Annotated in this window: 4 protein-coding genes; 3 read left to right on the top strand and 1 reads right to left on the bottom strand. The window is 70.9% G+C overall.

All coding sequences use genetic code 11. The features are described from left to right. Positions 1-339 (bottom strand): hydroxyethylthiazole kinase (locus G6030_RS08530; protein WP_182642837.1); only part of this gene is annotated, 339 nt, incomplete at its 3' end. Positions 340-405: 66 nt separating this feature from the next. On the opposite strand from G6030_RS08530, the gene G6030_RS08525 reads away from it, so the two are divergent. The 3 genes from G6030_RS08525 to G6030_RS08515 all read left to right on the top strand — a co-directional run. Beyond that, positions 406-1,431 carry an LLM class flavin-dependent oxidoreductase gene (locus G6030_RS08525; RefSeq protein WP_182642836.1) on the top strand — a complete coding sequence of 342 codons (1,026 nt, stop codon included), beginning with the start codon at positions 406-408 and terminating at the stop codon, positions 1,429-1,431. 158 nt (positions 1,432-1,589) lie between these two features. Next, positions 1,590-2,798 carry an acyl-CoA desaturase gene (locus G6030_RS08520; protein ID WP_182642835.1) on the top strand — a complete coding sequence of 403 codons (1,209 nt, stop codon included), beginning with the start codon at positions 1,590-1,592 and terminating at the stop codon, positions 2,796-2,798. Positions 2,799-2,845: 47 nt separating this feature from the next. Further along, a partial coding sequence (locus G6030_RS08515; RefSeq protein WP_182642834.1) for a thioesterase family protein occupies positions 2,846-3,618 on the top strand: 773 nt, incomplete at its 3' end.

Below are 3,618 nucleotides of genomic sequence, written 5' to 3'. Positions count from 1 at the left end.
CGGGTCCAGCACCCACGGGGTCCCGGCCCCGCGGGCGGAGGCGATCGCGGCGTGCATGGCCTCGACCTGCTCGGCGGTCGGGTTGCCGACGTTGACGAGCACGCCCGAGGCGATCGCGGCGAAGTCGCCGGCCTCGTCCGGGTGATCGACCATCGCCGGGGCCGCGCCCGCGGCGAGCAGCACGTCGGCGGTGATCTGACGGACCACCGAGTTGGTCAGGCAGTGCACGAGCGGGCCGGCCTCGCGCATGAGGGATACCAGGCGGGCGACGTCGACGGGGCTGTCGGCGGCGCCGGCGTCGGGGCGGTCAGCGGCGGGGCGGTCAGCGGCGGTGGGCATGCCCCCAGTGTGACCCCGCCGGGCCTCGACAGGAATAGCGTGCCGGCGGCCCGGGTTGCACGGGGCATGACGTCCCCTGACACCGGTTCCCCCGGCGCCCGCGCCCTGCCCCTGTCCGTGATCGACTTCGCGACCGTCCGCCCCGGGCAGACCGTGGGGGAGGCGCTGCAGGACTCGGTGGAACTGGCGCGCAAGGCGGAGGAGCTGGGGTACGAGCGGGTCTGGTACTCCGAGCACCACAACATGCCGTCGATCGCCTCGTCGGCGCCGGCGGTACTCATGGCGCACATCGCCGCCAACACCGAGAGCATCCGGCTTGGCTCGGGCGGCGTCATGCTGCCCAACCACGCGCCCATCGTGATCGCCGAGCAGTTCGGAACCCTCGCCGAGCTCCACCCCGGCCGCATCGACCTCGGCCTGGGCCGCGCCCCGGGCACCGACCCGCAGACGCTGCGCGCGCTGCGCCGCGAGCCGTCCGCGGCCGAGAACTTCCCCGACGACGTGCGCGAACTGCAGGCCTTCCTCGGCGACTCGCCGTCCGACTTCGCCCGCACCCGCGGCATCGCCGCCATCCCCGGGCGCGGAACCAAGATCCCGCTGTACATCCTCGGCTCGTCGCTGTTCGGCGCACAGCTCGCCGCCGCTTACGGGCTGCCGTACGCGTTCGCCTCCCACTTCGCCCCCGACGCCCTGGAGCAGGCGTCCGCGGTGTACCGCGAGCGGTTCCAGCCCAGCGAGCAGCTGGCCGAGCCGTACATGATCGCCGCGGTCAACGTGGTGGCCGACGACGACGCCGAGCGGGCCGGGCGTGAACTGCAGTGGTACCGCCGCCAGCGGGTCAAGCTCATGGCCGGCCGCGGTCGCGAGTTCAGCGACGAGGAGCTGGACATGATCATGGAGTCCGCCGGCGGCCGCCAGATCCTCCACATGATCTCCTACACCGCGTGCGGCGACGGCCCCGCGGTGCGCGACTACCTCACCGACTTCGCCCGGCGCGCGGGCGCCGACGAGCTGATGATCGCGCCCGTCGGATCGACGGTCGAGCGGATCCACGGGACGCTAGAGGTGTTGCGCCGCGCCTGGGATGACTGAGGCTTGCGCGTGGAGAGGCCGAGGCGCGGACCTGGAATGACTGAGGCGCGCGCCTGGAGTGGCTGGTGTGGTCGCGCGGCGTGCGCTTGGTCACGATAGGGGGCCGACCCGGCTCCGAGCCGTAGCCGCGGGCGACGAAGCGCGCCTAGTGTAGGTGTATGGCGATCTCCGATGTCGGCGAATACGCCCACCTGACCTCCGACCAGATCGAGGAGCTCGGGCGGGAGCTCGATGCCATCCGTGCGCGGGTCATCGAGTCGCGCGGTGAGCGTGACTATCGGTACATCCACTCCGTCATCAAGTTGCAGCGTGGACTGGAGTTCGGTGCCCGCGCCCTGCTGTACTTCGGTGCCCGGAACCGCACCGTGTGGGCGCTCGGGACCGGGACCCTGGCGGTGGCCAAGATTCTCGAGAACATGGAGATCGGCCACAACGTCATGCACGGCCAGTGGGACTGGATGAACGATCCGGAGATCCACTCGACCAACTGGGAATGGGACCTCGTCGGCAGCTCCGCCGACTGGAAGCACACCCACAACCACCTGCACCACAAGTTCACCAACATCGTCGGGATGGACGACGACGTGGGGTTCGGTGTCCTGCGCGTGACCCGCGACGTGCCGTGGGAGCCGAAGTTCCTCGCCAACATGGCCGTCAACGCCGCTCTGATGGCGGGCTTCGAATGGGGGATCGGCCTGCAGGCCGTCACCCTCAGCGACGCGTTCGACCGGGACGCCGCCCCCGAGGACCGGCGCAAGGCGCGCGCGTTCCTACGCAAGGCCGGCCAGCAGATCCTCAAGGACTACGTCCTGTTCCCGGTGCTCGCCGGGCCGAGCGGCCCCCAGGCGCTCACCGCCACCGTCACGGCCAACATCATCCGCAACGTGTGGACCAACGCCGTGATCTTCTGCGGCCATTTCCCGGACGGCGCCGAGAAGTTCACCATGACAGATGTAGAGACCGAGACGCAGGCCGAGTGGTACCTCCGGCAGATGCTCGGCAGCGCCAACCTCGACGGCGGACCGGCCATGAACCTGATGTCGGGCAACCTGTCGTTCCAGATCGAGCACCATATGTTCCCCGACCTGCCGTCCAACCGGTACTCGGAGATCTCGCTCGAGGTACGCGACCTGTGCGACCGCTACGACCTGCCGTACGTCTCCGGGCCGCTGTGGAAGCAGTACCTCCAGTCGTGGCGGACCATCGCCCGGCTGTCCCTGCCCGACCGCTACATGCGCCGCACCGCCGACGACGCCGCCGAGACCCGCAGCGAGAAGATGTTCGGCCACGGCCCGCGCAAGTCCGGGCTGGCCACCGCGCTGGCCGGGGTCCGGAAGGCCCGGGGCCGGGCCCGCCGCAGCCGGTAGGACCGCTCCCCGGAGGCCCGCTGAGCGGCGGTGGCAGACTATGCCGCATGTCGCTGACGAGCATGCTGGAGTCCGCCGCGCACGGCGGGACGGTCGAGGTCGAAGAGGGCTGGACGCAGGGCAGGGCCATCTATGGTGGGCTCACCGGGGCCCTGATGCTGGCCGCCATGAAAGGGAAGCTCCGCGATCTCGCGGGCAGCGCCGGTAGCCCCGTGGTGGTCCCGCCGCTGCGATCGCTCACCGTGTCGTTCGTCGGTCCCGCGGCCACCGGCCCGGTCGAGGTCGAGGCGGAAATCCTGCGCGTGGGCTCGAACGTCATCCAGTGTCAGGCGACGGTGCGACAGTCCGACGCGATCGTCGCCACGGCGCTGGCCGCGTTCGGCAGGCACCGTGAGTCGTCGATCTCCGTGCCCCCCGCGCACCCGATGCCCGAGCTCACCGACCCGTCGGTCATCGAGCCGTTCCCCTACATCAAGGACTTCACGCCGGAGTTCTACCGGTACGTCGAGCTACGCCAGGTGAGCGGGAAGTTGCCGTTCAGCGGCGCCGAGGCGGCCGACCTGTCCGGGTGGACAGCCCTGCGTGAGGAACCGGAGGGGTTCGACGAGGAGCATCTGGTGCTCCTGACCGACGCCTGGCCGCCGGCGCCCATCCAGATGCTCGACGGGTTCGCGCCCGGCAGCAGCCTCACGTGGACCATCGAGCTCGTCGCCGAGGTGGGGCCGGACGTCGTCCCCGCCGATGCGAACCTGGCCTACGCCGCCACCACGGACGCTGCCCGGGGCGGCTACGCGCACACCCACGCGATGGTGTGGCGGCC

It is taken from the genome of Dietzia sp. E1 (genome assembly GCF_014145015.1).
Taxonomy (GTDB): domain Bacteria; phylum Actinomycetota; class Actinomycetes; order Mycobacteriales; family Mycobacteriaceae; genus Dietzia; species Dietzia cinnamea_A.
The sequence above is the reverse complement of the archived record's forward strand: the minus strand, read 5'-3'. Positions and strand labels throughout refer to the sequence as shown.